Genomic DNA, 26430 nt, shown 5'->3' with positions numbered 1-26430 from the left:
TGTGAGACAGGACGCCGGCGTTAGGGATCGTCAACGATTGAATGGCGCTTGTGCTCGTGGCCGCAAAAACGTTTGCGTGGTTGTCACGCCGCGCGCGGCATTTGCTCGAGCAAATCCGCCCAGTCATTATGAGGAACAGGGGGCCATGGGCTGAACACCTCCAGCCCGCTATGCTGGTGGGCCAGCCGGATCTGGCGGTTCGCTTTCCATCCTGCTGCATCCCGGTCGAAGAGCAGAACGAGGCGTTCCAGTCGGCTGGGCAGCAGGACGTGCGCAGCGCGTTCGGCGCCAAGTGTCGCCCATACAGGAATTCGATGAAGACGCATGGCAGCAAGCGCCGTTTCGATGCCTTCGGCAAGTCCAAGAACGGTGGTCGCAGCGCCCAGCTGTACCGCGCCGCGGCCTGGACGTCCCAGCATCATCCGCGGTTCCGTCAGATCGCTGGCTTTCAAGCCAGCCAACGGATCGAGAAAGGTTCGATGGATTGCAACGAGCCGATGTCCCTCGCGGACTGCGGCGATGAGCGCCGGTCGAAAAACGGCAGCCCTTCCCCGCCCCAAAGGCGTGCGCGGATTGTAGCGAAGGTCGCGCCAGGGCGGCACGAGGAAGCGATTGGCAAGGTAAGCCTCGGCAGGCGTGCCGGCGATCGGATTGGAGGCCTCCCAGACGCGCAGTGCCGGCCCCGATCCGGTCTGCAAGGGTCTGTGCCTGACCGATGAGATCGAAGGACCTCGCTCGGGCAGATCGTGGTGAAGGCGGCGGATAGCCCGCAGAACGGCGATCGTGTCGCAGCCTGCGAAGCATTTGAACAGCAGGGCGGAGTTGCCGACGCGGACGGAGAGGCTTGGGTCATGGTCGTCATGGGCGGGGCAGAGACACAATCCCCGATCCTTATGCCATACCCCTCCCAGCCGTCGGCACAGGTTCGCGCCCTGGGTTTCCAGATCGGTTGATCTCATAGTACGGGCAGTTCTCAGGATTGTTCGTCGAGCGCGGCCGATAGCGCTACAAGCGCCGCCGCCAGCTCGTCCTGAACTTCGACCATTTCCAGGTTGAGACGACGCGCGATTGCCGAGTAGGACAGCCCTTCGACGCGATAAGCAAGAAATACGGCTCTGGTCTGGGGTTCCAATTGTGCGAGCCTCTTGCCGAGGTTCGTCAGCCGTAAGGCGTCGCTCGATGCCAATGCATCCTGCTCCACCCAGATCCATGCCCTGACCCACACACCTTCACGGGTCTCTTGAGTCTGCGTCTCGCCAGCATCGATGCGCAATAGCGGGGCACCTTCAAGCCTGCTTCTGGCAACCGCGATCGCCGAGCGTGAAGGGGCACTGACTTGATCCGCAATGGCATCGACAAGATCAAACTTGTTTGCGCGTTGACCGTCCGGTTTCAGCCAGCCGGTGCCAAGGAGACAGGTGGTAAGGCCCCTGAGCAGGGACAGGATTTCAAATTTGCGCATAGGAAGCGGTTCCTCTCGGATGATCCTCGCTCCCCCCCGTCCCTCTTCTCCTCCGAACAGTCGCGCAAATCGTCGCCGCTCTGCGCGGGAAAAATCCTGGGGGCAGATGACCAGCCATGTTTGAGGGCCAATTTTTGCCGCGATGTGTGAGGCCCGCGCGTGATGACGTTGCCGAGGTAGACCGGCGGCTCTTCGTACAGCCGTCCCGTCTGATGGCGCTACAGCCCTTGCCTGAAGCGTGAGCCGGTGCTGACCGCCCGCCGAGCGCGTAAAGCATTCTGTTAAATTCAATGTGAACAGGCTATGTTTTAGAAAGGTTTTTGGTTGAAACAGAATGCGACGTGATCGGAGGCTGACGGCAAATCGATTGGAATGCCAGGTTGAGAGAGGATGCAGCTTCCGGTCGCCTCGAACTGGCGAAGGGATACGTCCTTGGACGAGGTCAACTTTTCAGAGGTGTTCGAAGCGCTCAGCGCTCGCAAGGGTGATTGCCTGCGAGAGGCCGCCAAGGGCTATTCGGCGAAAGAAATCGGTCGGGCCCTTAACCTCTCTCCACACACCGTAAACAATCATATTCTTGAAACCAGAAAGAAGCTTGGCGGCGTATCGCGGCTGAAAGCGGGACATCTGTTTGTGGAATGGGAAGCTCGAAGGGGGGGCATATATTGCCCCCCCTATCCTGTGACTATTCCCCAGGATGACGATTCGAGGTCATCTGCGCCTACCGTAACCAAGGTGGATGCACTGGCCACGCAAGACGGTTTCGAGGATATTTTCGCGGAAGAACAACGACCATTTGGCGTTCGCGAAAGCCTTACCGCTCTGCAAGGCATTGTGCCGCTCCGCGTCGCCGGGAGGCAACTCAATGACCTGAATGGATCTTCAACGCTGATCGTTTTTGCAATCCTGACCACGATAATGCTCTTTGCTGTGGGGGGCGGGATATCCTTGCTTCTCGTACTCAACACCCTCGTGGAAAAGTAGAGCAGCAACACTTCCTTCAGTCCATCACCATGACCTGCCCCCACCGGGCGGGAAGGAGAAACCATGCGCGCTCAACGCCAGTCCATCGCCAAGCAAGTCGCCGGACGCCTATTCGCGGCCGAAGAAGCCATCGATATCGCTGTTGCCCGAATAGCGGAACTCAACGCCGCTCTTCCGCTTGCGCGGCTTGACGCCCGTCTTTCCGCCATGATCGGCCAGGACGCCATTCAAAGTTCTGCTTCGGCCATGCTGCTGATTTCGGAAACGCGGGAAAAGATCGTCATCACGCATGCCAACCTCAAACAGGCCAGCGATGCGATCGGACTGACCGAGACCAGCTATGGCGACCTGCTCAAGGTGGCAGGCGACACGTCTCGGCCCAGCGGACAACATCTCCGGGCGGTATGACGCATCTGGTCGAGAGAAATTGACGCAACGCGCCATTTATCGTTCCTCTACGATATGATGACGAGACAAGTCCTGTTTCTTGCCGTTTTGCTCCTGAGCACCGCTTATGCCTTCATCAGAGGTGGCCAACCCGAGCGGATCGGGGCGGCCACCCTTTTAGGCGGGGCAAGTCTGACAGTCGTTGCGGCCTCCCCTCTCGGCATTCGCTTCCGGGGTGTCGAAACCGGCATCCTCTTCATCGATCTGTCGCTATTGGGTATTTTCCTATGGCTCTCAATTCGGAGCACGCGCTTTTGGCCGATCTGGATCGCCGCGATGCTCGGCGCGGAGGTCATCATCCATATCGCACTGATGGTTGCACCCGATGTGGTACCCCGGACCTACATGCACGCATTGGCGCTATGGAGTTGGATGGGTCAGCTTGTTCTGGTGACTGCGACCTGGAGGCACCGAATGAGATTGACGCGCCTGGGTGCCGACGCGCCCTGGAAGGCCTGATCGGCCTCACCTGCCCGGATCGCGCCGAAGAATTCTCGGAACGCCTCTTTGCTCGTTTCGGCTCACTTGGTGAGGCCGTGTCGGCACGTTCGGCAGAACGAATCGAACTGCTGGACCATTCGATAGAGGTGGAGCGGACATTCGCCTGCTTTCGCCGCGCGATGACGCAAATACTCCGGGGCCGCCTTGTGCAGCGCCCCATATTATCGAATGACCAGACGCTGCTCGATTATCTCAGAAGCCGCATGGCCTTCGAGCCCATCGAACAACTTCGCGTACTTTTCCTCAATGCCAATAACGAGCTCATCGCCGACGAGGTTCTGGGCGTCGGGTCTGTTACAGGCGTCTATGCCTCACCGCGGGAGATACTCAAGCGTTGCCTCGATCTTGAGGCGACCGCGATATTGCTAGTCCATAACCATCCATCAGGTTGCTCCAAGCCCTCGCGCGCGGACCGAGAACTCACGGAGAAGATAGCGAAGGCGGCAAACTGCCTCAACGTCGTCGTTCATGATCACCTTATCGTGGCGCGGAACGGTACGACGAGCTTTCGAAGGGCAGGATATCTATGATTCGCAGGATCGAATCTGCTGCTATGAACCGTACGGGACGGAGAGAATGCGGCCCCTGTGGTCGATCGTACGGCGGCTGTTCGTGAGGTTCCCTTCAGGCAGTTCACCTGGGGGGAAGTCGGATGACGCCTCGTCGCTTGCCAGCCGAGCAGCGGCCTGCCGAACCCTTCTGAGATTGGAAGCTGCGATAAGGAAAAATATAGGACGCAAGCTTTCGTCCACACCCTACTTGTGGTCACTGTTACAAATCTACCTCGCCGAGATCGAGGGCGAACGCATTTATCAGGCTTGCCATTCCACGGACTACGCATCGTCGACAGCGCATCGTCGGTCGACAAAACTGGAAGAACTGGGCGCCTTGGTCCGACGGGACGACCCGACAGACGGCCGCTGCACTGACCTCAAACTCAGGCGTTCTACGAAGGATGCCCTGGAGCAAGCAGTCGACGTCATGATCTCGCATTACCTTGCATTTGGCGGCCAAGTTTTCCAATCCGGGCACTTGATACACGACGCGGAAATGCAGTACCATTTCTCAGTTGGTACCGACGATAGAGTAGATGGCATGGCTATTTTGCGAGGCAAGGTCATTGCAGGCGGCCGGGTGGCGCTTCCCGCCGATTTTCGGCGTTCTCTCGGCTTGCAGAATGGCGACACCGTTCTCTTCGAGCTCAATGGTGACGAGGTTCGCATCCGCCCAGCACGATCCGCTCTACGGCGAGTGCAGGAGCGCTTGCGGGCATTTGCGCCGTCTGACGGCCTGGTATCCGATGAGTTGATTGCCGAACGGCGCGCCGAGGCAGCACGTGACTGATATCGAACAGAATGGCGCTTACATTCTGGACGCCTCGGCGCTCCTTTGCCTCCTGTTTGGCGAACCGGGAGCCGAGCTCGTCGAGGAGCGGTTGGCCGGCGCTCTGGTATCGGCGGTGAACTATCATGAGGTGTTCGCCAAACTCGTCGACCGGGGGGTCGAAGCTGATGAGGCCCGTGCGATGCTGGCTGAACTCGACATTGAAATCGTGGCCGCTGATCGTCAGCAGGCCGATCTTGGCGGAACGTTAAGAGCATCTACGCGCAGCCTGGGCCTATCGCTTGGCGATCGATCCTGCCTTGCGCTGGCGCAGGTCAGCAACGGGGTCGCGGTCACTGCAGACAAGGCATGGGGTAGCTTGGACGCCGGGATCATCGTGGAGATCGTCAGATGAGGGTGATCCCGCTTAGCCATTGGGGCTTTGGCTTCTGATGCGTATCGACCTTAACCATCTGCCTATCGCCAAGCAGCGCGAACTGGATCGTGTGGTCGAAATTCTCTTTCAGGGATTTCGTGAGGCGACGCAGGATGCGACCGGTCGGCGCAAGTCGGCGCGTATTCTGAAAGTTATTCTTTTCGGCTCATACGCACGTGGGGACTGGGTCGATGCTCCGTTCGACTCGAACCAGTTTACCTCAGACTACGATATTCTGATCATCGTCAACCAGAAGGAATTGACCGATGGCGCGCTCTATTGGGAAGAGACAGAGCAACGTCTCTACGATGCCTATCAGGTCGAGAAGATCATCCGCTCTCCGGTCAATTTCATCGTTCATTCGCTTCAGCAAGTGAACGACGGTTTGTCGCACGGTCGGCTTCTATTCTCCGAAATCGCGAAGGACGGCATCGTTCTTTATCAGTCGGATGATCGGCCACTGGCGGAACCTAAACCTAAGACACCAAATCAGGCTTACCTTGCTGCAAAAGAGTATTTTGAGGATAAGTTTCCTGCCTCGATGCGCTGGTTCGAGGGCGCAGAGTTTTATCAAATAAAGGGATATTACAGTAACGCAGCATTCTTGCTGCATCAAACGACTGAGAGCTTGTATAAGTGCGTTCTTCTGACACTTACTTTTTACGCACCTCGCAATCCAAATATCATTTTTCTCCGGGGAATGGCTGAAGGTTTAGACACCCGCCTTTTTGAAGCCTGGCCCCGTGCGACACATGCCGAACGCGCTATGTATCAGAAGTTGAAGGAGGCCTACCGCAAAGGCCAGCACTCGAAGCATTTCGACATTTCGCCCGAAGAACTGAACTGGCTTCAGGGCAGGATTCAAATACTTGGCGAACTCGTGCACAAAGTCTGTTCGGAGCGAATAGCGAAACTGAAAATCGATGTCGGGGCAGCGGAATAGCATTCAAGAGAGACGTCGCCTCCTTCAGATTGAATTCCGGTTGCAAGCTCGAAACGCGCGACCAGCGCCACAGTCTGATAGGCATGCGTTCGGAAATTCCCGGGCGGGGTTTGACTTATTGTGAGATCATGCAACTCCCGCCGGATGAGGAAATCGTAATGATGTCGGACGTTCAACCGATCCCGCCTAGGCGGCGACGGATGCAGGCCATCGCGGCATCATAACGCCCATTGGCATCGACGCTTACAAGCTTCGTCAGTCGTCACGAGTGTGACCGGATTGGCCAGGCCCTCGTTCGAAACCCTGCAGCATGGATACATCTGAGTAGAATAACGGCGTACTAATTTGACGTCGATACCATTGTCTTGATCGAGTCCCATTCTGCGGGCATAGTGCTAAATGCGGGCTGGAAGCTGGCAGCCGCCCGCAGGATTGTCCTGTCAGGTATCTCGAAGCTCGACATACGGGTCGAGCGCCGGTTCCCTTCGTTTCGAAGACAACACGGCTCACCTCACTCAAGATAGCCCGGGGTTCCCGGGGGTCTCTGCCGTGCTGTGAGGAACCGTGGGTCCATGTCAATCGATGCCGAACACCCCGTCCCAGTGGATTCGGTCAATGCGCCCGCATCGGCCGAAACGTCCGCTATCGAGTTCAGTCGTATATACGCGATCGAAGCGCCCAAGCTGCAGCGTTACTTCCGAACGCGCCTGCGCGGCGCTGAGGACGTAAGTGATCTTGTGCATGAGACATTCGTTCGGCTCCTGGGGGCCTTGGACACTCGAAACCCGGTGCGCCCCGCCGCCTACTTGCAGCGTATCGCACGGAACCTGCTGTTCAATCGCACCAAACGCCTCGAGAACCGCCTGGCCGGCTCGCATGTGTCATTCGATGATGGCTACGAACTCGCAACACCTGCCAATCAAGGAGATGAGATCGAGGTCGAAGACATGATGCGGATCTACCGCAAGGCATTGAGCGAACTTCCGGAAAAGACCCGTCAGGCATTTCTGCTTCACCGGGTGGACGAGCTAACGTACAGGGAAATCGGAGAAAGGCTCGGAATATCGATCCCTACGGTTCAATATCATATTGCACGGGCCCTTGCCCACATCGATGCGGCGCTGGAGCAGGAATAATGGAAGACTCTGATACGCCGCAGCGGCATGGGCAGTTGCGTGAAGAAGCTGCCAAGTGGTTTGTAATCATGCGGGGACCGGAAGCTGAAATCCGCCGCAATGAATTCGAGGCCTGGCTCGCGCGCGGCGCTGTCCATCGGCTGGCCTATAATCGCATTGCGGAAACCTTCAGTAATGCCAGGTTTCTCAAGGGGGATGGGAAAGCCGGGCTTGATAAGGAACGGTCGCAGGAGAATTCGCAAAAACCACAGCGGAAAGCAAATCGCTCAATCGGCATCGCTTGTGCGACGGTCAGCATCATAGCGCTTGGCGGCGCCGTCTTATATTTGTCGATATCGTCGATGCGCGCGCGCAATCCCGAGAGGCCACAGTCAATTGTATCGGCCTCGCCATCTGTCGGCCATCCGGTCCAGCTTGCAACTGCCTTTGGCGAAATTCGCACATTCCGGCTCGGCGACGGATCGAAAGTGACGCTCGACACCGACAGCGTGCTTCTCGTTGCGTTCGGGAAAGCAAAGCGGGATTTCCGGCTTGTTCGTGGCCGGGCACGTTTCGATGTCTTCCACGAGACGCGGCCGTTCGTGGTTTTCGCGGGGAACGGCAGGGTCACCGCTCGAGGAACGATATTCGACGTGAGCCTAGGAGATGACCGCCGGGTAACGGTGCGCCTGATGCGCGGGGCCGTCGACATTGACCGTCTCGGATCGACGGTAACTGAAAAGGGAGCTGCTTTGCGCCTTTCGCCTGGTCAGCAATATTCCTTCAAGGACGGAGGGCAGCCGCAAGTTAGCGAAAAACCTGATCCTGATGTGGTGGATCGGCAATGGCCGGATGGGTTGAGAGAGTATGAAAACGTGCGCCTGGATGACCTTCTCGCCGAAGCAAACCGATATAGCGCCGTGCCTCTCCTGACAGCATCCCGAGATCTAGGCGAAATCAGGGTGTCAGGCACATATCGCATAACAGATCCCAGGCGACTTGCCGAAAATCTGGCTGATCTACTCGGGCTTGCATTGGTGACCACGTCGGACTCTTTACTCTTCACCGTGTCGTGCACCGGCTATAAAGAGAAGAGCTGCCGGCCACCTTCATAAAAGATCGATCTCAGTTGTTGCTGCCCAGGAAGTCGGAATTTCCGGCCATCATGCCTGGGGAGCGTCATGGGAAACATCGCAAGAAATCTTCTAATGTCGGCGGTAGCGCTTACGGCAATGGCCGTCGCGTCACCACTGGCGATCGCAGCTGAAGAGAAGCAGGAGTATCATCTCCCTGCGCAGGATCTGGGAACATCGCTTCGCGCGATAGGAAGTGCCTCTCGTCGCGAAATCATGTTCCCGGTTCAATCTGTCGAAGGAAGGCGCGCGCCTGCTCTCAACGGAACCTTTTCGGCCAGCGAAGCTGTTGCGATTCTTCTCAAGGACTCGGACCTCGTTGCAAGCGTGCGGGGCCGTGCCATCTTGGTGAAGTCCCGATTTCACGCAGAGACAAAAGCGTTAGCCACAGATCGAGAGGGTAATGGGACCAACGATATCATTGTCACCGGGTCGCTGATCGTAGGCGTCGATTCTGCTTCACCCACACAGACTATTGATCGTGAGCGTATTCTCGATAGCGGGTACAACAGTTTAGCAGACGCCGTACGAGCGTTGCCTATAGCTTCCGGTGCCGGCCAGAATCCGGGAATCGGTCAGAATGTCCCCGAAAGCGTTGGTAGCAATCTCGGCGGGGCCAGTTCAATCAACCTGCGCGGCCTTGGTTCCGATGCAACCATCACGCTTCTCAACGGCCACCGTCTGGCGTTCAATACCGCCGTTCAGTCCGTCGACATTTCAGCCATTCCGCTTGCAGCTGTTGAGAGGATGGAGATTGTAACCGATGGGGCCTCTGCACTGTATGGCTCTGATGCCATAGCTGGTGTCGCAAACATCATCCTGCGCAAGGACTATCGCGGCCTGACAACGCGTGCCTATTGGGGAGCCTCTACCGACGGAGGGAACGTACAACAGAATTACAGCCTGACCGGCGGGACGACATGGGATTCCGGCGGCTTCATCCTTGCCTATGATTACGCACACTCAACGCCTATTCTGGCAAATCAACGCGACTATGCCGCGGACCACTCGCCGGGCTTGACACTTTATCCGGGTTTCGACCGGCACAATGTCTTGCTGAGTGGGCATCAGGAAATCATGTCCGGCCTGACGTTCAGCATCGATGGTCTGTATGGCGAGCGAAAAACCGACCGGGCGTTTGCATCAACAACTGCTGGTGACTATCGCATACAGGGTCTGCGCCGAGCAACAAACACAAGAACAATCAGCGTGGCACCCAGCATTGATCTTGAAGCAGGCGCTGGATGGGAGATTACATTTTCGGGCGTTTACGCCGAAGATCGGACGCTCGTTGGAGATGATAGTTATAGTAATGGCAATAAATCGAGCACAGAACTTTGCTACTGCAACAAAGCATTCAGTCTGGAAGGAATTTCGAGAGTAACGTTGTTTGATTTTGGTGCAGGTCCTATCAAAGCAGCAATCGGGGCCGGATATCGAAAAAATTTCATGGACCGATATAATACGCAGATTACGACAAGCCAAAGCATCAAAGCAAGCCAGGACAACCGTTACGGGTTTCTCGAGATCAATGCCCCAATTGTCCGATCTGAAGCTGACGGCGCATTTGTTCAATCACTTATTGTTAATGGCGCGGTTCGGTATGAAGATTATCCCGGCATAGGAGACGTAGCGACACCCAAGCTGGGGGCCGTTCTAGCTACTGGCTACGGCCTGACATTCAAATTTTCTTGGGGTAAATCCTTTAAGGCACCCACACTGTATCAATTACATAGCGTGCGGGGTGCAAGTGTCTATAATATCGGGGTGTTTGGGGGAACCGGATTTCCTGCGGGAACTGTGGGCCTATATAGCGGCGGTGGCAATCCTGACTTGAAACCGGAGCGATCCGAAAATTGGACCGCCTCAGTAATATTACAGCCGACATTCTCGCCCAATTCCAAGGTGGAGGTTAGCTATTATTCGATCCGCTACCGTGATCGGATCGTAACGCCGGTGACCTATATCACCCAAGCGCTCAGCAATCCAATTTACGCGGATCTCGTGAGCCTCAATCCAACTGCGGGGGAAATCAATGCGGCGCTCGATGGGGCCACACTCTTCAACAATTCGAGCGGCCCTTGGGATCCAGCGAAGGTGGGTGCGATTATCTATAGCCGCTATGCCAATGCGGCACGTCAGAAAATCGATGGGTTCGATATCAGTCTAAACCATCGCATTGATTTTGATCAGCTGGGAGACATCTCTCTTTGGGCGACCGGTAGTTACATCGAGAGTCAGCAGCGGCTGAGCGCTTTGCAGCCGGAAACCGATCTCGCCGGCACCCTCTTCTTCCCTCCCCATCTCCGGGGCGTCGCAGGTTTCACATGGGAAAACGGGCCTTTCAAGCTTACCCCGGTTGTGAATTATATAGGAAGCGTGAAAGATCGGCGTGCAACCGTGACATACGACGTCGGTTCAATGACCACCTTTGATCTCACAGCCCGGCTAAAGATTGATAGCGCATCGCCGATTTTTCGAGGGCTGGATATCTCGCTTTCCGCACAGAATGTCTTCAACGACAAACCCTCCGTCATCACCACCACTTCGGTAAATCAGGCGCCATATGACTCCGCCAATTACTCACCCTGGGGTCGGTATGTCAGCTTTTCGATCTCGAAATCTTGGTGACCGACATGAAATCCGTCACGATGCTGGCAGCATGCGCCGGCTTCATCGTGGCTGCCTCTCATGCCGAGGCGGCCACCGCTGAAACGCACGATGTCTGCCGGAATCTCGTCGATGATAAAGCAAACGGGCCTGGAGGCGAGCGTGGGGTCACGACTGCCGACTTGATTGGTTTGCGTGATATAGGGCCGAACTTGGGCACAGACCTGCCCAGTAGCCCCTTGGCGCTGTCGCCTGATGGCAAACGTCTAGCGTTCGTTATGAGCCGGGCAGACCCCGCTCTTAACGACTATTGCCAGGCGCTCGTCACGATCGATGCCTCAAGCCAGGCTCCGGCCCGGATTCTCGATCTGGGAACAGGGCTGATTATCGGGGCGCCGACCATTCGTGGTTTTCGAAGGATCAATGGTTCGCCAATCATCAACGTTCCGCGGTGGTCATCCGATGGTCGGTATATCGCCTATTTGGTATCGATCCGAGGCATCCCTCAGGCTCGGGTCATATCGACTGAGAGCGGATCCATGCTGTTTACAACGGCTTCCGAAACAGCGGTTCGCCAAGTCGGATGGACGCCGGGTGGCAGATTGTTGTTTGGCAATGAGCCTCAAGCTGCACAACTTGAAGCGGAGATCGACCTGCGAGGCCGGGATGGCTTTCTCTATGACGATAGCTTCGTGCCCAAGCGGGATGCTCGTCCCTCGATCGCGGGCCCTGTTCCTATCGAATTCCATTCTTCAACGGCCTTTGGCACCGACATTCGTCGAGCCAGCAATGAGGAGCTTTCCGCAAATGCGAACGGTGCCATCCAACTCAAAGGCCTATTCCGCCGGGCGGCAGGGAGCCAGCGCATCGTGGCCCAACTCGTGCAGAGGGAGTTGGGAAGCATTACATCGCCTATCGACCTGTGGTTGCAGCATGCCGATGGGCGCAGGCGGCGATGCGATAATTATCGGTGCGCGGACGGCATCCTCAATATGTGGTGGACCGCGAACGGGCGGAAGCTCCTTTTTCTGCGGCGAGCCGGATGGGGAAAAAGCGAGCTACAGCTCTACAGCTGGGACATGAAATCCGTTCCCGTCGCCCTTTTTAGTACGGATGATCTGGTTACCGGCTGCGAGATGGACTCCGATTCCGATACGCTCATCTGCCTCCACGAGACGTCCATAAGGCCCAGGAGGATTGTCCGCATAAACGTGAACACCGGTGCAATGACTGCGCTTTTCGATCCCAATCCTTCATTTCGTAATTTGAGTATGGGAAGCGTCGAGCGGCTGCACTGGATCAATGATATCGGTATAGAATCTTTTGGCGATCTGGTTCTGCCCCGCAAGCGCCCACCCAACGGCAAAGTGCCGCTTGTAGTAGTCCAATATCTTACCAGAGGTTTCCTACGAGGTGGGGTGGGCGACGAGTATCCGATTTTTCCTCTGGCCGAGCATGGATTTGCGGTACTCAGCCTGCAAAGGCCCCCAGATTATTATACGACGGTCAGAGATGGGTCGGTGCGCACCGCGACCGATGCCTATGCGGTTAATCAGACCAACTGGAACGACCGACGCAGCGTGCATTCAGCGTTGATGAAGGGGATTCACCTGATCGTTTCTCGCGGATACATCGACATGGACCGCATAGGTATCACCGGCCTAAGCGATGGTACATCGACCGTACAATTTGCCTTGGTGAATTCGCCTGACCTGTTTGCAGCAGCCTCGGTTTCGACAGGATTCCAGGAGGCGAAGTCGACACAGATTTATGGCGGTTCGGCATGGGCAGCGGAACTTCTCGCTATGGGATACCCCTCTTTAAAAGGGGAGCAGAACTATTTCTGGCAAAACTTTTCAATTGAACGAAATATTGAAAAAATTCACCTTCCGATCTTAATGCAGGTTTCGGACAATGAATATTTAACGGCAATGGAGACATATGGCGTTCTTAGAGCAAATAATCGCCCAATAGAATTATACATCTTCCCCAATGAAGATCATATTAAGAACTCACCAACACACCGACTCGCGATCTACAACAGAAATATCAGGTGGTTTGAATTTTGGCTCAATCAGCAATCACTACCTAAAAAGTCAGACCCGGAGCATTCCCGGTGGAGTGCAATGAGAACGGAACAATAGGGATTCTGCCTTCATTCTATTGCATCTTTATCGCGGATACCCAAGCTTCTACATCCACCAGCTCGAGCAATCTGAACTGCTGTAAGTGATCACCGCGACCTTCCCTCATGATGGCCACTTCAATCGCCGCAGTGTCTATAATCTTGGATTCAGCCAAATATCCGCCGAGCAGCATATTGCGAATTTTTTTGCGGTTGAGATGAAACAATTGCTGGAGAAAACCATCCGGGCCACCTTTGGTTTTTCGGTGCAGAATTGCATCAGGAAGGTATCCCGCAAACGCCTGACGGGCAATCGACCGGTTCTCGCCTCGCATACACGAGAACCAGGTCGGTATACGCAAACACGTTTCTACAATAGGCTGCGACATGAGGGGATTTATCATCGGCAGCACGTTCTCGCGCCTGAAACCCTCAAGATGATTTTGAATCTGCGCAAGATATGCAATATGGGCTGCCTTTCCTGGCAATTCCTTACCCGGCATATCGAGCCAAGGATGCGATGGCTTTTCAGCATGTTGGAGCAAAAAATCTCGGGCGAGGAAATCCGGCCGCGTTTTCCATCGATATTGTGGTTTGCGAAACCATGCGCGACGCATAGCTAAGGCTGCGCAGCGGATAATGCTGGTCTCTGACATTTCTGCGATTTCGGCGGTTGTTTGAGAGACGCCCCGCCCCATTCCATCGTAAAGAATGCGGTCAACAATCGGAAGAACGGATTGTTGAAAGCAGAATACGTTATCACCTCCAGCTCCGGTCATGAAAGCGTCGGCCTGTGCTTGGGCAGCGACATCGCAATAGGCCTGATCGCCCGACTGCGCGAAAGAGCGTGCCAACGGTCTTGGCAGATGAGCTGCATGGCTTGACTGCAGGTCCGTATGCTCTGCGCTGAAATATCGCTCCTCCAGCTGTATCCCGAGATATTCCGCCGTTTCACGCGCGTAATATCGTTCATCGCCTGCACTTTCGCCAGTCACAAGCGTCAGGCCAGTAACCCTAGCACCGGCGCGCACAGCCGTCGCTGCCACAATCGAGGAATCAAGCCCACCGGAAAGGCCGATTATTGGGGACTCGAACCGCGAAACCCATATCTTCATTGTCGTTACGACTGCCGTTCTCAGGTCTGATATTGCTTCGTACGGATCATCGTAATAGGCGTCGCGCGTCCCATATGTCCAAGGATCCCATATCTAGGAGAATTCGATTGCCCCGCAGCCGGCTCGAAGTTGGTATCCCGCAGGAAGCTCCTCAAGTTGCGCCAGGCAGGTCCGATTTGTCCTGAGGTTAGGAAAAAGGAGATGGCGCCCAAGTTCGTTGTCATCAAAAGTATATTCTATATATTTCCTTTTACGAAGTATATCCATGTGAGATGCAATGACGACCTCCCCCCGAAAGCACCGATAATAGCAAGGCATTCCGCCGGATGGGTCTCGAAGGATGCTCACAACACGCTTTACGTCGTCATACATCAGGACAACATATGATCCCCAAAGAGATTTTACTAATTTCGAACTATCCATCGCTATCATTGCACTTAGATGGTCTGGATTATGTAGATCCAGCTGCCTTGCAGCGACGGGATGGCACCAACCCAATATCACGATTGTTGCCTGGGGTCGGGCGATGACAAGCAATGGCTGATCTGAATCGATCCGAACATCATTGTGAGAGGTGGAAAAAGGAAGATCGTTTTCGTGTTGCATCGCGGAGTTTCCTCCCGGACCAACGGATATAAAGTATCGCGGTTGCATTAGAGCACCATAATCGGTGTATATTCGCGAGCCTTGTCGCGATTATCACTAAGACTCTTGTCCTCGATTTGAACCCAACAGTGTGCCCCGAAAGGTCCCGTTCGAACTCCGATGGCAAGAGCAAATGTTATGCCGTACCTTGTCAGGGACCTTGCCAGACCAAAGGAACGCACAAGACATCGACTCTCTGCGGAAAGAAACAGGTCGACGAAGCGATAAGCGCCTATCAGATGGGCAAGGCTAGGCGTGTTTCGCTGGCACGGCCTGCGTTGAGTTCGCTTCCGCAGTTGGGCTACCGCCACAGGAAGCCCTACGCAACGTATCGCGATAAAGGACCAGAATTGGTCAATGGCTGCGATCGCTATATACTTGAGTGAGGTTCGCAGCGGCTCCTCAAAGTAGGATTTTTTGATCGATGGAAGTTCTAAAACCGGCTGGATGAGAGAATCCTCGTGTGTCTCCTGAAGAATACCGAAAGAGCTGAGCAGCTTCAGATCATCGCATTTTTGATTTCCGCGCCTCTCTAATCGCAATAAAGCATCTGCCGCGCGAGGTGTCAGCTTGAAATACCTATTGCGATTGATGTCCAGGAGAAATGGAACTTCTCCCACCCAAGTGTAGGTAATACCAGGTCGCAGGCTATATGCCATATGACATCCCCTGACGGTGTGGCGCGCGAGCAATGCCCGCGCGCCACCATTGCGCTGTTCAGTCGTCGGCGAGCCCCGACTGCAGCCTCCGGTCAGCGTGATCGATATCGACCCCATCATTGCCCTTCGTCTGTTCGACAGCCGGGCCGAGATCGATCAGGTCGGCTTCCGAATGGTCATTGCGTTCCATAGTTACCTCCTTCTGTTGCTGCATGAATTGCAGCGCCAAAAGGATAAGCGAGGTTACATCAGATCAGGGATCTTATAAGGTCTCGCGCGCGCGACTAACCGATATCCGCGTTGCCGAACTGGCCCCATGATCGATGAATACCAGCACTAACTGATTGAGGTATATTGATTCGGTAGATGACCGATTGCTTCGAAAATCCTGTCCACGCGACGAATTCTTCGCCGGTGGTAGGCCCAGAGCACCTCAAAACGGTCGTGATCTCGACCAAAAATGGTCGCGACCTCTACCATTTGCAGTTCCTGCGTGAGATTGCGCATGACCTGGGCTTCGCCGAGGCGGGCCTGATGCAGACGCACGGTCGCAGATTTGAGTGCCCGGGTATGTTCAGGATCTTCGCATATATCTGCCAATGTCAGGAACAGGTTGGTTGTCGCCTGGGGCAAAGAGGTGGTGCCGATGAGCGAGGAGATTGCCGGCCGAGGCAATGCATCTGCGCGCATTGCCTTCATGATCAGGCGAACAAGATGACTGTGCCACCGATAGAGGCTACGGAGCATATCTTGCGTCTGGACAGGAATGCGATAGCCACCGCCAGCCGCGATTTCCAGCATATGCTCTCCGACTAAACGTTGCGCCGCATCCCTGAGAGGCGACACGGAAACGCCATATTCGGCGGCGAGACCGCGTTCGATCAGAAGAATGCCAGGTGCCCATCTCCCCGCCATGATATCAGCCTTGAGGAGGAGATAAGCCCTTTCGGCAACGACTGGCTCTGGAGACACGGATGCTCCGCCGCTACCGATCCGTGCGCCCGGGCGCCCCGCGTTGCGCGGCAAGGCGCGCCACAGCGGCGGACTGATGACGGGCGATGACCTCGAGCAGTTCCTGCTCGAGCTGCCAAAGGTCATCCTGCAGGAGAAGTTCATGCGGCGTGGCCATGTTGTGCTCCATCGCAAGCAGAGGAATTGTCACATGGATCGTCGACATCCGCAGTGCATGGGCACAGCGGATATGATCCTCGAGTGCGGATGTCCCTGCCCCGCCTTCGAGCTCGCGCACCCAGCGGTCGCTGCGCCCGATTGAGCCGGCAAGGGTCTGTTGGGAAATCCGATCCCGCCGACGGCGTCGCTCGATCAGCTTCCCGGAAAGCTCCTTGATAAATGACAAGATCGGATAGTCGGTGTTTCCCGAACTTTGAGGCGTCATCTGCAGGTCTCCCTAGCAGCGGCTCAAGATCCAAGTCACATCGCCTATGCTCGGCAATGTGTTGTATTAAAAACCAGGCGTCAATTCAGAGAAGATTGCGCAAACGAGAGCAATTCTGATTGTCGGCCGGACAATAGTCTCGCATGCGAGACTATCGGTTGGAACGATGGGGCGGTCTTCCGGTCTTGCGGGGCATAGCGCGGAAAGTCTGGACGATTTTCCTATCTTCGATGACCTGCATATGCGCCAGCGCCGCAAGGAACAGTTTCCAGACCTGTGGTACGGGATGCTCGGGTCCGCAATGCGCGAGCGTCCGGAAGATGCCATCGATGAGGTCCGAAAGAATGGGTGAGGTGCCGACATGCCTGACCTTGCGCCCACCCAGGCCGTCGAGTGCCGGGTCGGACATTTCGGATGCGAGGTCCTGTTCGTCACAACTCTGGAGCAGATCAACCGCGATGAATAGGGTTGTTCCGTAGGGCAGCATGTCTCCCACCAGATGGCACAGCCGACAGTGGCACCGCAGGAAGAGCTCAATGCCATCCTCGGAGAGTTGAAGCTTGTAAGCCCTGGATTGCAGACGCGCCATTTTCCTTCTCCCTGCTTCACACAGCGACTCGCATGTCCGATCGGGAAGCGTCGGCGGACGCACGGAAAGCAACTGGCTCGGCCACAGAACAAAAGTAGAAACCGGAAATATACTTCCGGTTTGCGGAAGTGAGTTTCCGGAAACCGGAACTGAACTTCCCCAAACCGGAACTGAGTTTCCTTGTCCCTTGCGGGGCGATGGGAGGTCACGCCACTCAAGCCCGTGTCGAAACGGCAGCAAAGGCGAGACACTCCGAGCGATCGGCAACCTCGATCCGCTGCAAGTCCCATTTCAGGGAGATGTGCGGTTATGACCAGAACGCGTTCCAGTCGCGGGGCAATGCTCGTCGCTCTCTTGGCGAGCATTATGCCTCTCCAGGGTACAGCAGCGCAAGGCGTGCAGGCCCAAAAGCCCCAGCGAGGCGAGACCGCAGAAACCCCGAACGATCTTGGCGCCGTGGCCGCAGAGGCGCAGGCGAAGCTCCAGCAGACCTTCACCAACCTGCGCTTTGAGGATTTTGGTCCCGCCCCGATTGAAGGGCCGATTTACCAGGCCATAGCGGGCGGCAAGATCATCTATTTTGCCCCGCAGAGCGAACATCTCCTGTTCGCCACGGTCTATGATCGCAATGGCGTTAATCTCACCGCATTGGCGCAGGAGCAGGGCGCGGCCCGGCGCCTGAAGGCCATCGACCCCGCCAGGGCACTGGCGATCGGCCCGGCCGACGCGCCAACGGTCATCGAGTTCACCGATCCAGACTGCCCTTATTGCCAGGCACTCGATCGCTTCTGGAAGGCGAAGGCGGCCGAAGGCAAGCCGGTCAGGCGCCTCATCTTCTTCGTGAGCAGCATTCACCCGACTGCGGCAGCCAAGGCGGAGCATATCCTGTGCTCACCCGACCGCGAAGCAGCATTCCAGGCCGCCTATTCAGGACAGACCCCGCCGCTACTGCGTCAATGCGCCGCAGGGCGGGACAAAGTCGCGGACGACGCGGAACTGGTCGCGAAGGTCGGGGTGTCGGGCACGCCGACGTTGATCGCCGATGGCAAGCTCATCTCGGGTTTCCAGCAAGCCGAGCTCGAGGCGTTCCTCGACCGGCATGCAAAGCCGGCGCTCACGAAAGCGGCGTCCGAAGCGCGGCGCTGAAACAGGTGCGCGCCCGAAGGGGGCGCAGTGATTTCAATTCGGAGGGCATCCAGCGCCTGATCGCAGGCGGGCGGATGAACCAGGATGCCGGCGGCGGCGGGCTCAGGGAGCCGTCCACCGACGCCCCGGCCGACAGCGAATCTTCGATGCCGGCAGGCTTGGGTTGGACGGTTCCATTTTCGGAGCAATGCCATGATGCGTACATTGAGTAACAGGGCCCTGGCGGTGGCCAATCTCGGTCTCCCTTTGGGCGTGATGGCCCTGGTGGGCAGTCCTGCCCATGCCTTCTCGGCACCGGCCCAGGGCGACCTCGGCTACGATATCTACGATATCGTCGTGAACCAGGGCGTGAAGGGACCGCTGGGGTTCGTGGGCGGCGTCGCCGCCTTCCTGTTCGGCGTCTCGCGCCTCTTCTCGAACATCATGATCGGCATCCCGACGATCGTCGCGGCCGTCTGCCTGATCAAGGCGGACTCGATTCTCCAGACTTTCGGGATGGTCGTCTGAAACCCCGCGTGCGGCTGCGCGCTGGCTGACCTGCCAGACGCACTCGCACCGGCACGTGCTGGGCGCCGAATGGTCGGCTCCCGGAAACCGGCACCTTCCCAGGTGTCATGAAGCAGGAGGAGAAGGGCAAGTGGACGAACGCCTTCCGCAATATCTGCATCGGCCGGTCCAGATCCTGTGGTTCGGATCGGACGAGTTCCTGCTCGCGACCTCGAGCGTGTTCGTGGCCGCGATCGTAGGCGGACTTGTCGGCTGGGCGCTCATCGCCGCCCTTCTCCTTTTCATTCCGTGGAAGCGGACCAAGCCCCGTGGTTATCTCGCACATCTCGCATGGCGCTGGGGCCTGGTTTCCTTCCCCCATTATCCGGGTCCGACACAGACCCGCTTCTTCGAGTAGGCGCCATGGGCATCTTCACGCGCAAGCAAAATGCCGAGGATGTGCTGCTGGGCAAACCGGCAAGCTTCGGCATCCATCGCTACCTGCAGGGCTCGGCGAACCTGTTCGAGGAGAACCGGCTGCTCAAGGTCGCCATCGCCGGAATGTTCGGTGTGACAGCGGTTCTGGGCGCGGTGATCTACACGACCAACCAGAACGCCCGGACCATCATCGTGCCGTTCGGCGCCACCGGCGACCTGCATGTCTCGGGGAACAAGCCGTCCGAAGCCTATATCGTCGCGATGACGCGTAACATCGTTGCGCTCTCGGGCACCTGGTCGGCCTATTCGGCTGATCGTCAGTTCCAGGAACTGCTCGGGCTCGTCCACCCTTCCGCCTATGGCGGGATGCGCGACAGCCTGAACACCATACTCGACGAACTGGCGAACAATCCGACCCTGTCGATCGCCACCTACATCCGCAATGATCAGCCGGTCCGCTGGACCGCCCATGAGATCGTCGTGCCGGTCGAGAAGGTGCGCGTGATCGGCGGTGTCATCCGCAAGTTCCGGGGCATTTTGCGCATTGGTTACGCCATCGAAAATGGCCGCTTCTGGCTGACCCGACTTTCCGAGGAACAGTTCGATGCCGAAACACGCTGAGCGCCGCGCGCCGTTGCGCCATGCCTTGATGTTTTCGCTGCTGATAGCGGCAGTGCCGGCATCAGCGCAGAAGATCCATGCGCTGCCCGACCAGACCAGCCATATCCGCCTGTCCAACCGCGACATCAACCATGTGGTGTGCGAGGGCGGCGAGATCGAAGACATCAAATTCTCCGCCGAAAAGGGCGTCGCTGTCGAAAAGGGCGGCTCGGACGCCTGGATCAAGTTCCTTGCCCACGAGATCGACGATGCGGGGCAGATCACGCGCAGCTATGTGACCCAGCCTTCCGAATTCTTCGTGAGCTGCAACGGCGCGACTTATCCGCTTTATGCGGAACCGGCGGAGATCCCTGCACAGACGGTGGTGCTGATGCCGGGCGCCCGGCAAAGGGCGCAGGCCAATAATGAATTAATGGCCGCGCTCGCCGATGAAGACCGCGCGGTCTCGATCACCATGGCGCTGCTGGACGATCGCATTCCCGCCTCGTTCAGCGAGGTCGCGCCCGCCGGTGGAATGATCGCGGTTTCGGCAATGCCTGGTCTTTCGATTACCGAAAGCCGCCGCGTTGCCATAGAGGGCGCGGCGCTCTCAGCTTCGGAATACCGCATCCGGGCCGGAGCAGCGGTGACGCTCGACGAACGGTCATTGATCGATCCAGCGTTCGGGTCCCGCATTTTCGCCGTAACCCTTGACCGGGTGCGGCTCAGCGCCGGGGAAAGCGCCCGGCTGGTCGTGGTGCGCCGGGGGACCGGGCAATGAGCGGCGCGCAGGACAACGGGCCTATGGAAGCCCCTGAGCCACTGTCGCCCTATCAGGCGCATCTCGCCGGGCAAAACGCTCGGGAAGAGAACGAGACCCGCCCGCGACGCCCCGTGGCCCTGTTGGACTGGCAGGGTTTGTGGGCAAGATTGTCCGCGAAGCAGAAGCTGCGCGCGCGCCAGCTCGCGGTCGGCGTTGCGGTCGGCGCGCTGGGCATCGGCCTTTACATGGCCTCCGGCAGCAAGGACGAGGTAAAACCCGCCAATCCTGCATCCTCGCTCAACATGGGTGCGGGGCTACGCGGTGACAGTCTCGAGGTGAAGCTGCGCGGAGACCTGAAGAAGGTCCTTGATGGCCAGCAACTGCTCGGCGACCGCGTCAGTGCGATCGAGGAAGGCAAGGTCGTTCCCGGATCGCGTGGTCCTGGAATTCCGGGGAGCAAGTCATCCGGAGGCGTCGATGGCGATCTGCCGCCGGCATTGCCCGGTGATGCGCCTGCGCTCCCCTATCCGCCGGACGTCGGCGACATCGGCGCGGATGCGGACAAGCTCCCGGCGCCGCCTTCGGCGCCGAGCGCCCCGCCCGCACCGCCCGCGCCGCCGGTCGAGAAGACGGTCGGTGCGATCGGGACTGCGACCAGCCAGGTCGTGGGCGCAAGCGGGCCTCAGGGCGCAGCCGATGGTCCAGCCTCGTCCAAAAAAAAGAATCGGACGATCTATTTACCGCCTGGTTTCATGAAGGCGCGGCTCCTGACGGGGATCGACGCGCTGGCGAGCCGGGACGCAACCAGTAATCCCGAGCCGATCATCGCGCGGGTGCAGGCGCCTGCGGTCCTGCCCAATGAGGTGAAGGCGAACCTTGCCGGTTGCTTTGTCGTCGGCAACGCCACCGGCAGCCTTGCCAAGGAACGGGTCGAGGTCCAGCTCGTGTCGCTGTCCTGCGTCGATTTCGACGAGCATTCGGTGGTCGATCAGCCGGTCAAGGGCTTCTTCGTCGATACCGACGGCAAGAAGGGATTGTCGGGCAAGGTGGTGACGCGGGCCGGCGCCACACTGGCGCGCGCCTTCATCGCCGGGACCATCAGCGGCATCTCGCAATCGGTCGAAAGCACTTTCGGCAACACCTCGACATCTGCGCTCGGAACCGTGCGGACGCTCGATGCCGGCGACGCGGCGAAGACCGGCATTGCCGGCGGCCTCGCCAAATCCTCGGACAAGCTCACCGACTTCTATCTCGATCTCGCCCGCCAGGCAGGACCCATCGTCGAGGTGGGCGCGGCCAAGGATGTGGTCGTGGTGATCCAGGAAGGCGCGACGCTCGAGATCAAACCCGGCGCTGGAGTGAAGTTCTGATGCGCATCACGACAGGAGGCACCATGCCACACCAGCTACACCCCCGTTTGCGGACTTGCCGTACTTCGCTACGCGCGCTGCCGTTCTTCGCCTTGCCGCTGATCGGGCTTTCAGGCTGCGCCACCGTGGGATCGGTGATGTCGCCCTACAGCGAGAAATTCTCCTGCAAGAACAGCGACCATGGCCAGTGCATTCATCCCGACCAGGCCTATGCCGACGCCGTCGCCGGCCGCACGTCCAAATCCGATCCTGCCGTGACCAATGATCGCGGGATGCTCGCTGAGCAGAGGAAGGGTAAGGCGCCCACGCGCATCAGCGGCGCCAGTGGATCCACGATGGCAGATATTGTCGCTCCCCAGAGCAGACAAGGCAATGTCGGCGCACTGATCGAGGGGCCCGGCTCGCCCATGCTGCGCCCGTCGCGCACGATCCGCACATTGATCCTGCCCTATGCGGACAAGCAGCGCCCCGACCGGCTCTACATGGCGCGCTATGTCTATTCGATCATCGACCGGCCGGCCTGGGTGGTCGGCGACTATCTGGTGGAACCGGGCGGCCGCACGCCGGCCCCGCCGGTGCTGCGGACGGTGCGCGAGCCGGCGGCGGGAAGCGTCGAGGTTCCGGCCCCGGAAATGCCGCTCACCCTCGACCCGGAGAACCGGCCATGAGTGGACGCGGCAGCCTCAGCTATCAGCGCCTGCGCGCCGCCGTGACCCGCGATGCCTATTCGGACTTCCTGCCGATGGTCGCCTGGGTCGAGGAGGAAGACGCCTTCCTGTGCATCGACGACGGCTGGGGCCAGGCCTGGGAGCTTGTCCCTTCGGCCTATATGTTCGCCCATGTGCAGCAAGCGCTGCTCGGTCTTCTGAACATCCATTTTCCCGAAGGCACTGTTCTCCAGCTTATCACCTTTGCCGATCCGCTGATCGACCCGGCGCTCGACGCCTATCTCGATCTCAAGGTGCGTCCCGACCCGTTGGTCCAGGCATCGGCGCGGCGAACGGCGGACTATCTGCGCAACGGTACGAGGGGACTGGACGCGCTGCACGCCATCCCGGTGCGCGATTTTCGGTTGTTCCTCTCTATCAAGACGCGGGTCAAGCTCGGCGCGGATCTGCGCCGTCAGGTCGAGGAGCAGCTGGCGAAGATGGGCATCCGGCGGCTGCCGCCCGATGAACTTGTCAGCTTCTACCGCCGGATCTTCAACGGTGTCTTCGCGCCCGCCCCCGGCGTGTTCCTGAGCGAAAGCGTGGGCGGAATGCCGGCGCCCTCGGTCGCGCGGCAGATCATCGAGGCCGGCCCTGATCTTTGTTTCGAGGGATCCGAGGTCTATCTCGGCAACCAGGTCGCTCGCTGCCTCACGCCCAAGGCCCCTGCCCGGCGCATCACCGCCGAGCGGGCGAACCGGTTGCTTGGGGGCATGCGCGGGAGCGCCGAGGACAGCGACCAGATCGGCGGGCCGTTCCTCTACTGCCTCTCGGTCCTGTTCGATCATTCGCAGTTCGAGATCCACAAGCGCGCGCAGATCCTCTCCGCGCAGAAGGCAGCGGGCAGCTTCGCGGTCGAGGTCGGCAAGCAGATCGAGGAGATCGGCTGGATTTTGGACGAAGCGTCGAACAGCCGGTTCGTCTCAGTGATCCCGACCATGTGGGTGTTCGGCCGCGACAACGCCCAGGCGCGCGAGATGGCCGCACGGGCCAAGCGTCTGTGGGAATCCGAACCCCTGCCCTTCATGGTGCAGGAGGAGAGCTATCTGCTGCCCGTGCTGCTCGCAGCCAGCCTGCCCTTCGGTCTTTATCCCGAAAAGCGCACCTTGAAGCTGCTCGAACGCGATTTCCGCATGCCGGTCAAGGCCGCGACGCTGATGGCGCCGGTCCAGACCGACTTTCGCGGCGGCGGCCGCCCGGCCCTCCTCTATGTCGGGCGCAAGGGTCAGCTCATCACCCTCGATCTCTTCGACCCGCGCATCAACAATTACAATTTCATCGTCTCGGCCGAAAGCGGCGCAGGCAAGAGTTTCCTGCTCAACAATTTGTGCCAGCAATATTTTGCGCAAGGCGCGCTTATCCGCATCATCGATATCGGCGGTTCCTACCGCAAGCTCTGCACGCTCTGCTCGGGCCGTTACATCGACATCGGCGAGGAGCGCCTGGTCCTCAATCCTTTCGACATGGGGCTCGCGCTCGACGGCGAGGACAAGCAATCGGCGATCGCCATGGCGGTCGCCATCGTCGCCGAGATGGCCAACGCCTCCACCCGCAAGCCGGTCAGCACGTCGGAATGGAATCTGCTGAAATCCGCCGTGCAGTGGACCGTCGATAGCGGACGCGGCGAGGACGGCATCGATGCGGTCCGCGACTGGCTCGGCCGCTATCCTGACAATGCGGTCTCCGATCTCGACCGGGTCGATCATCTCGTGCCGGTGGCGCGCGAACTGGCGTTCAACCTGCGCGATTTCGGGTCGCAAGGCGCGTACGGGCATTTCTTCAACGGCCCCTCGACCTTCGACATATCCCGCGACGAATTCGTGGTGCTCGAACTCGAACGGCTGAAAGCGCTCCCCGACCTCTTCAATGTGATCGTGATGGTGGTTGTCAACGCCGTCACCCAGGAACTCTATCTCTCGGCGCGCGACAAGCCCCGCTTCGTACTGTGCGACGAAGCCGCGCAGTTCATGTCGCGCAGCGACCGGCAGGACCTTTCGCGTCTCGCCGAGGCATTCGGCCAGGGCTATCGCCGCGCGCGCAAATATCAGGGCAGCTTCGGCATCGTCCTGCAGAGCATGAACGACCTGCTGCTCTTCGGCGGTACGGGACAGGTGATCCTCGAAAACGCCGCGACCCGGTTCCTGCTGCAGGGATCGACCTACGACAAGGCGGTCGACAACAAGATTCTCGATTATTCGGGCTTCGTGCTCGATCTGCTGAAATCGGTCCGGAACGCCAAGCCCAATTATTCCGAGGTGTTCATCGACAGCCCGCTTGGTCTTGGCATTGCCCGGCTGGTGGTCGACCCCTTCAGCTACTGGATCAATACCTCCGCGCCCAACGAGGTCGCCACCTTCGAGGCGCTGGTGCGCGCGGGCCGCAATCCATTGGAAGCGGTTTGCGAACTGGCCGGTGTCGATCCGGTCGAGGTGCTGGGCGGCCGTGTCTACCAGTCCGGGAGGACGGCATGATGCCCAAGTCCGAACCTCATCCCGACCAGCTGGCGATCGACTGGGAGCAGGACCCCGCCATCGAGACGATCATCGAGGCCCGCGTCGCAAAGCGCGCCGAGGCAGCGGCGTTCCAGTGGCGGCTGCGCCTGGTGGCGATCGAAACCTGCATGATGGGCGGGCTCGTGATCGCGGCAGGTCTCGCGCTCGACCAGCCACCACTCCAGACGGTTCGCACAGGGCTCATCGTGGCGGCCGCCTGCTTTGCAAGCGGCATGCTGCTGATCGGCCTGTCAGGCGCCTGCGGGATGCTCTTCTCGCGCTTGTCGCAGTGGAGGGCGCGATGAACCCGGACCATGATGAGGACTTCGAACCTGCCTATGAAGCGGGCGCCGAGATCCACGCGCTCCTCGCCTATGCGCGCAGCCTCAACAATCAGGCGCTCGGAATCGCGGCGGTGGCGCATGCGATCGTCACCGTGATCGAGGCGGAACGGCGGTTCGCGAGGGTCAGCTACACGATCCTGGTGACCACCGGCATGGTTGTCTCGGCGCTCTTCGCTTTCATGGCCGCCTCGAGCCTGCGTGCGCCGCTGCAGGGCGCGATCGTCGTCGGCATCTGCGCCGGCATGGGCGCGGGTTCGACAGGCCTCATCCTTGTCCCCTGGGATGCGCTGGCCCGGCATGTTCGCAGCGTCGCCGGGCGCTGGAGGCGGCCATGAACGGCATCTTCTCCTCGACGCCGGCACCAGGGCCGATCCGTCTGATCGTCGGAAGCCAGGGGCTGCTGCTGGTTCAGTCTTTTATCGCCTGGCAACTGCCGGCGGTGCCCGGACTGTTCCGCCTTCTCGTCGCGATTACCGCGATCATTGCCACCGCCGCCTTGATTACAGCCGCCCTCGGCGAGGATCGCAAGACCCCCCAGCCCTATTGGAGGCGGCGCCATGGCCGCTAGATCAACGTGCCGGCCTTCCCCGCCTCCCGCATT

Annotated in this window: 29 protein-coding genes; 21 read left to right on the top strand and 8 right to left on the bottom strand. The window is 58.7% G+C overall.

Annotated features, from left to right (window positions below; translation table 11 throughout):
* Window positions 1–83 precede the first annotated feature (83 nt).
* The gene (locus RLDS_RS0128125) at window positions 84–959 is read right to left on the bottom strand and encodes a DUF7146 domain-containing protein (RefSeq protein WP_031298145.1); all 876 of its coding nucleotides are present in this window, start codon (window positions 957–959) and stop codon (window positions 84–86) included.
* Window positions 960–973: 14 nt separating this feature from the next.
* Window positions 974–1462 (bottom strand): sigma factor-like helix-turn-helix DNA-binding protein, encoded by a 489-nt coding sequence (locus RLDS_RS40260; protein WP_021226079.1) that lies wholly within the window; start codon window positions 1460–1462, stop codon window positions 974–976.
* 432 nt (window positions 1463–1894) lie between these two features.
* Between RLDS_RS40260 and RLDS_RS40255 the strand changes: the two genes are divergently transcribed.
* From RLDS_RS40255 to RLDS_RS54525, 10 genes are all read left to right on the top strand, one after another.
* A complete protein-coding gene (locus tag RLDS_RS40255) occupies window positions 1895–2446 on the top strand; it encodes a helix-turn-helix domain-containing protein (protein WP_161626725.1) in 552 nt (183 codons plus the stop codon).
* Window positions 2447–2509: 63 nt separating this feature from the next.
* Entirely contained in the window at window positions 2510–2854 is a 345-nt protein-coding gene (locus RLDS_RS40250) for a hypothetical protein (RefSeq protein WP_021226077.1), read from the top strand.
* A 401-nt stretch (window positions 2855–3255) separates the two neighbouring features.
* Entirely contained in the window at window positions 3256–3924 is a 669-nt protein-coding gene (locus RLDS_RS0128120; RefSeq protein WP_084514778.1) for a JAB domain-containing protein, read from the top strand.
* 451 nt (window positions 3925–4375) lie between these two features.
* Window positions 4376–4738: an AbrB/MazE/SpoVT family DNA-binding domain-containing protein gene (locus tag RLDS_RS0128115; protein ID WP_201767477.1), complete on the top strand. Its 363-nt coding sequence runs from the start codon at window positions 4376–4378 to the stop codon at window positions 4736–4738.
* On the top strand, window positions 4731–5132 hold the full coding sequence (locus RLDS_RS40240; protein ID WP_021226073.1) for a type II toxin-antitoxin system VapC family toxin: 402 nt from the start codon (window positions 4731–4733) through the stop codon (window positions 5130–5132). The genes RLDS_RS0128115 and RLDS_RS40240 overlap by 8 nt, the downstream gene beginning before the upstream one ends.
* 37 nt (window positions 5133–5169) lie before the next feature.
* The gene (locus RLDS_RS40235; RefSeq protein ID WP_021226072.1) at window positions 5170–6096 is read left to right on the top strand and encodes a nucleotidyltransferase domain-containing protein; all 927 of its coding nucleotides are present in this window, start codon (window positions 5170–5172) and stop codon (window positions 6094–6096) included.
* A 572-nt stretch (window positions 6097–6668) separates the two neighbouring features.
* Window positions 6669–7232 carry an RNA polymerase sigma factor gene (locus RLDS_RS40230; RefSeq protein WP_021226071.1) on the top strand — a complete coding sequence of 188 codons (564 nt, stop codon included), beginning with the start codon at window positions 6669–6671 and terminating at the stop codon, window positions 7230–7232.
* Window positions 7232–8326: a FecR family protein gene (locus RLDS_RS40225; RefSeq protein WP_021226070.1), complete on the top strand. Its 1095-nt coding sequence runs from the start codon at window positions 7232–7234 to the stop codon at window positions 8324–8326. Before RLDS_RS40230 ends, RLDS_RS40225 begins: the two co-directional genes overlap by 1 nt.
* A gap of 66 nt (window positions 8327–8392) precedes the next feature.
* Complete coding sequence (locus RLDS_RS55295; protein WP_031298134.1) at window positions 8393–10975, top strand: TonB-dependent receptor; 2583 nt, start codon at window positions 8393–8395, stop codon at window positions 10973–10975.
* 5 nt (window positions 10976–10980) lie between these two features.
* Window positions 10981–13098, top strand: coding sequence for an Atxe2 family lasso peptide isopeptidase (locus RLDS_RS54525; protein ID WP_236616856.1), 2118 nt, complete (start codon window positions 10981–10983; stop codon window positions 13096–13098).
* 16 nt (window positions 13099–13114) lie between these two features.
* On the opposite strand, the gene RLDS_RS55290 is transcribed toward RLDS_RS54525, so the two are convergent.
* The 6 genes from RLDS_RS55290 to RLDS_RS54520 form a co-directional block, all read right to left on the bottom strand.
* Complete coding sequence (locus RLDS_RS55290) at window positions 13115–14194, bottom strand: asparagine synthase-related protein (protein WP_084514776.1); 1080 nt, start codon at window positions 14192–14194, stop codon at window positions 13115–13117.
* 653 nt (window positions 14195–14847) lie between these two features.
* A complete protein-coding gene (locus tag RLDS_RS57395) occupies window positions 14848–15498 on the bottom strand; it encodes a lasso peptide biosynthesis B2 protein (RefSeq protein WP_161626724.1) in 651 nt (216 codons plus the stop codon).
* A 58-nt stretch (window positions 15499–15556) separates the two neighbouring features.
* Window positions 15557–15688, bottom strand: coding sequence for a benenodin family lasso peptide (locus RLDS_RS55945; RefSeq protein ID WP_021226065.1), 132 nt, complete (start codon window positions 15686–15688; stop codon window positions 15557–15559).
* A gap of 146 nt (window positions 15689–15834) precedes the next feature.
* A complete protein-coding gene (locus RLDS_RS40215; RefSeq protein WP_269078213.1) occupies window positions 15835–16596 on the bottom strand; it encodes a GntR family transcriptional regulator in 762 nt (253 codons plus the stop codon).
* Window positions 16484–16894, bottom strand: a complete 411-nt coding sequence (locus tag RLDS_RS56280; RefSeq protein ID WP_021226063.1) for a helix-turn-helix domain-containing protein — start codon at window positions 16892–16894, stop codon at window positions 16484–16486. The genes RLDS_RS40215 and RLDS_RS56280 overlap by 113 nt, the downstream gene beginning before the upstream one ends.
* Before the next feature lie 151 nt (window positions 16895–17045).
* Window positions 17046–17483, bottom strand: coding sequence for a hypothetical protein (locus RLDS_RS54520; protein WP_021226062.1), 438 nt, complete (start codon window positions 17481–17483; stop codon window positions 17046–17048).
* Between the two features lie 309 nt (window positions 17484–17792).
* On the opposite strand from RLDS_RS54520, the gene RLDS_RS40205 reads away from it, so the two are divergent.
* The 11 genes from RLDS_RS40205 to RLDS_RS40155 all read left to right on the top strand — a co-directional run bounded on the left by RLDS_RS40205 (window position 17793) and on the right by RLDS_RS40155 (window position 26397).
* Window positions 17793–18629, top strand: coding sequence for a DsbC family protein (locus RLDS_RS40205; protein WP_040603787.1), 837 nt, complete (start codon window positions 17793–17795; stop codon window positions 18627–18629).
* Between the two features lie 192 nt (window positions 18630–18821).
* On the top strand, window positions 18822–19136 hold the full coding sequence (locus RLDS_RS40200) for a hypothetical protein (RefSeq protein ID WP_031298126.1): 315 nt from the start codon (window positions 18822–18824) through the stop codon (window positions 19134–19136).
* A gap of 130 nt (window positions 19137–19266) precedes the next feature.
* On the top strand, window positions 19267–19533 hold the full coding sequence (locus RLDS_RS40195; protein WP_014076300.1) for a type IV conjugative transfer system protein TraL: 267 nt from the start codon (window positions 19267–19269) through the stop codon (window positions 19531–19533).
* A gap of 5 nt (window positions 19534–19538) precedes the next feature.
* Window positions 19539–20174: a TraE/TraK family type IV conjugative transfer system protein gene (locus tag RLDS_RS40190; protein WP_021226058.1), complete on the top strand. Its 636-nt coding sequence runs from the start codon at window positions 19539–19541 to the stop codon at window positions 20172–20174.
* Window positions 20158–20934: a type-F conjugative transfer system secretin TraK gene (locus RLDS_RS40185; protein ID WP_021226057.1), complete on the top strand. Its 777-nt coding sequence runs from the start codon at window positions 20158–20160 to the stop codon at window positions 20932–20934. The genes RLDS_RS40190 and RLDS_RS40185 overlap by 17 nt, the downstream gene beginning before the upstream one ends.
* A 23-nt stretch (window positions 20935–20957) precedes the next feature.
* Window positions 20958–22286, top strand: coding sequence for a TraB/VirB10 family protein (locus RLDS_RS40180; RefSeq protein WP_021226056.1), 1329 nt, complete (start codon window positions 20958–20960; stop codon window positions 22284–22286).
* Between the two features lie 23 nt (window positions 22287–22309).
* Window positions 22310–22954 carry a TraV family lipoprotein gene (locus tag RLDS_RS40175; RefSeq protein ID WP_052034131.1) on the top strand — a complete coding sequence of 215 codons (645 nt, stop codon included), beginning with the start codon at window positions 22310–22312 and terminating at the stop codon, window positions 22952–22954.
* The gene (locus RLDS_RS40170; RefSeq protein ID WP_021226054.1) at window positions 22951–25464 is read left to right on the top strand and encodes a TraC family protein; all 2514 of its coding nucleotides are present in this window, start codon (window positions 22951–22953) and stop codon (window positions 25462–25464) included. Before RLDS_RS40175 ends, RLDS_RS40170 begins: the two co-directional genes overlap by 4 nt.
* Window positions 25461–25790, top strand: a complete 330-nt coding sequence (locus RLDS_RS40165) for a hypothetical protein (protein WP_021226053.1) — start codon at window positions 25461–25463, stop codon at window positions 25788–25790. Before RLDS_RS40170 ends, RLDS_RS40165 begins: the two co-directional genes overlap by 4 nt.
* Window positions 25787–26164 (top strand): hypothetical protein, encoded by a 378-nt coding sequence (locus RLDS_RS40160; protein WP_021226052.1) that lies wholly within the window; start codon window positions 25787–25789, stop codon window positions 26162–26164. Before RLDS_RS40165 ends, RLDS_RS40160 begins: the two co-directional genes overlap by 4 nt.
* Window positions 26161–26397, top strand: coding sequence for a hypothetical protein (locus tag RLDS_RS40155; protein ID WP_021226051.1), 237 nt, complete (start codon window positions 26161–26163; stop codon window positions 26395–26397). The genes RLDS_RS40160 and RLDS_RS40155 overlap by 4 nt, the downstream gene beginning before the upstream one ends.
* Window positions 26398–26430 lie beyond the last annotated feature (33 nt).

Origin of the sequence: Sphingobium lactosutens DS20, from assembly GCF_000445105.1 — a bacterium.
Lineage (GTDB): Bacteria > Pseudomonadota > Alphaproteobacteria > Sphingomonadales > Sphingomonadaceae > Sphingobium > Sphingobium lactosutens.
Note: the sequence above shows the minus strand (reverse complement) of the source record. Positions and strands in the feature narration are given on the sequence as shown.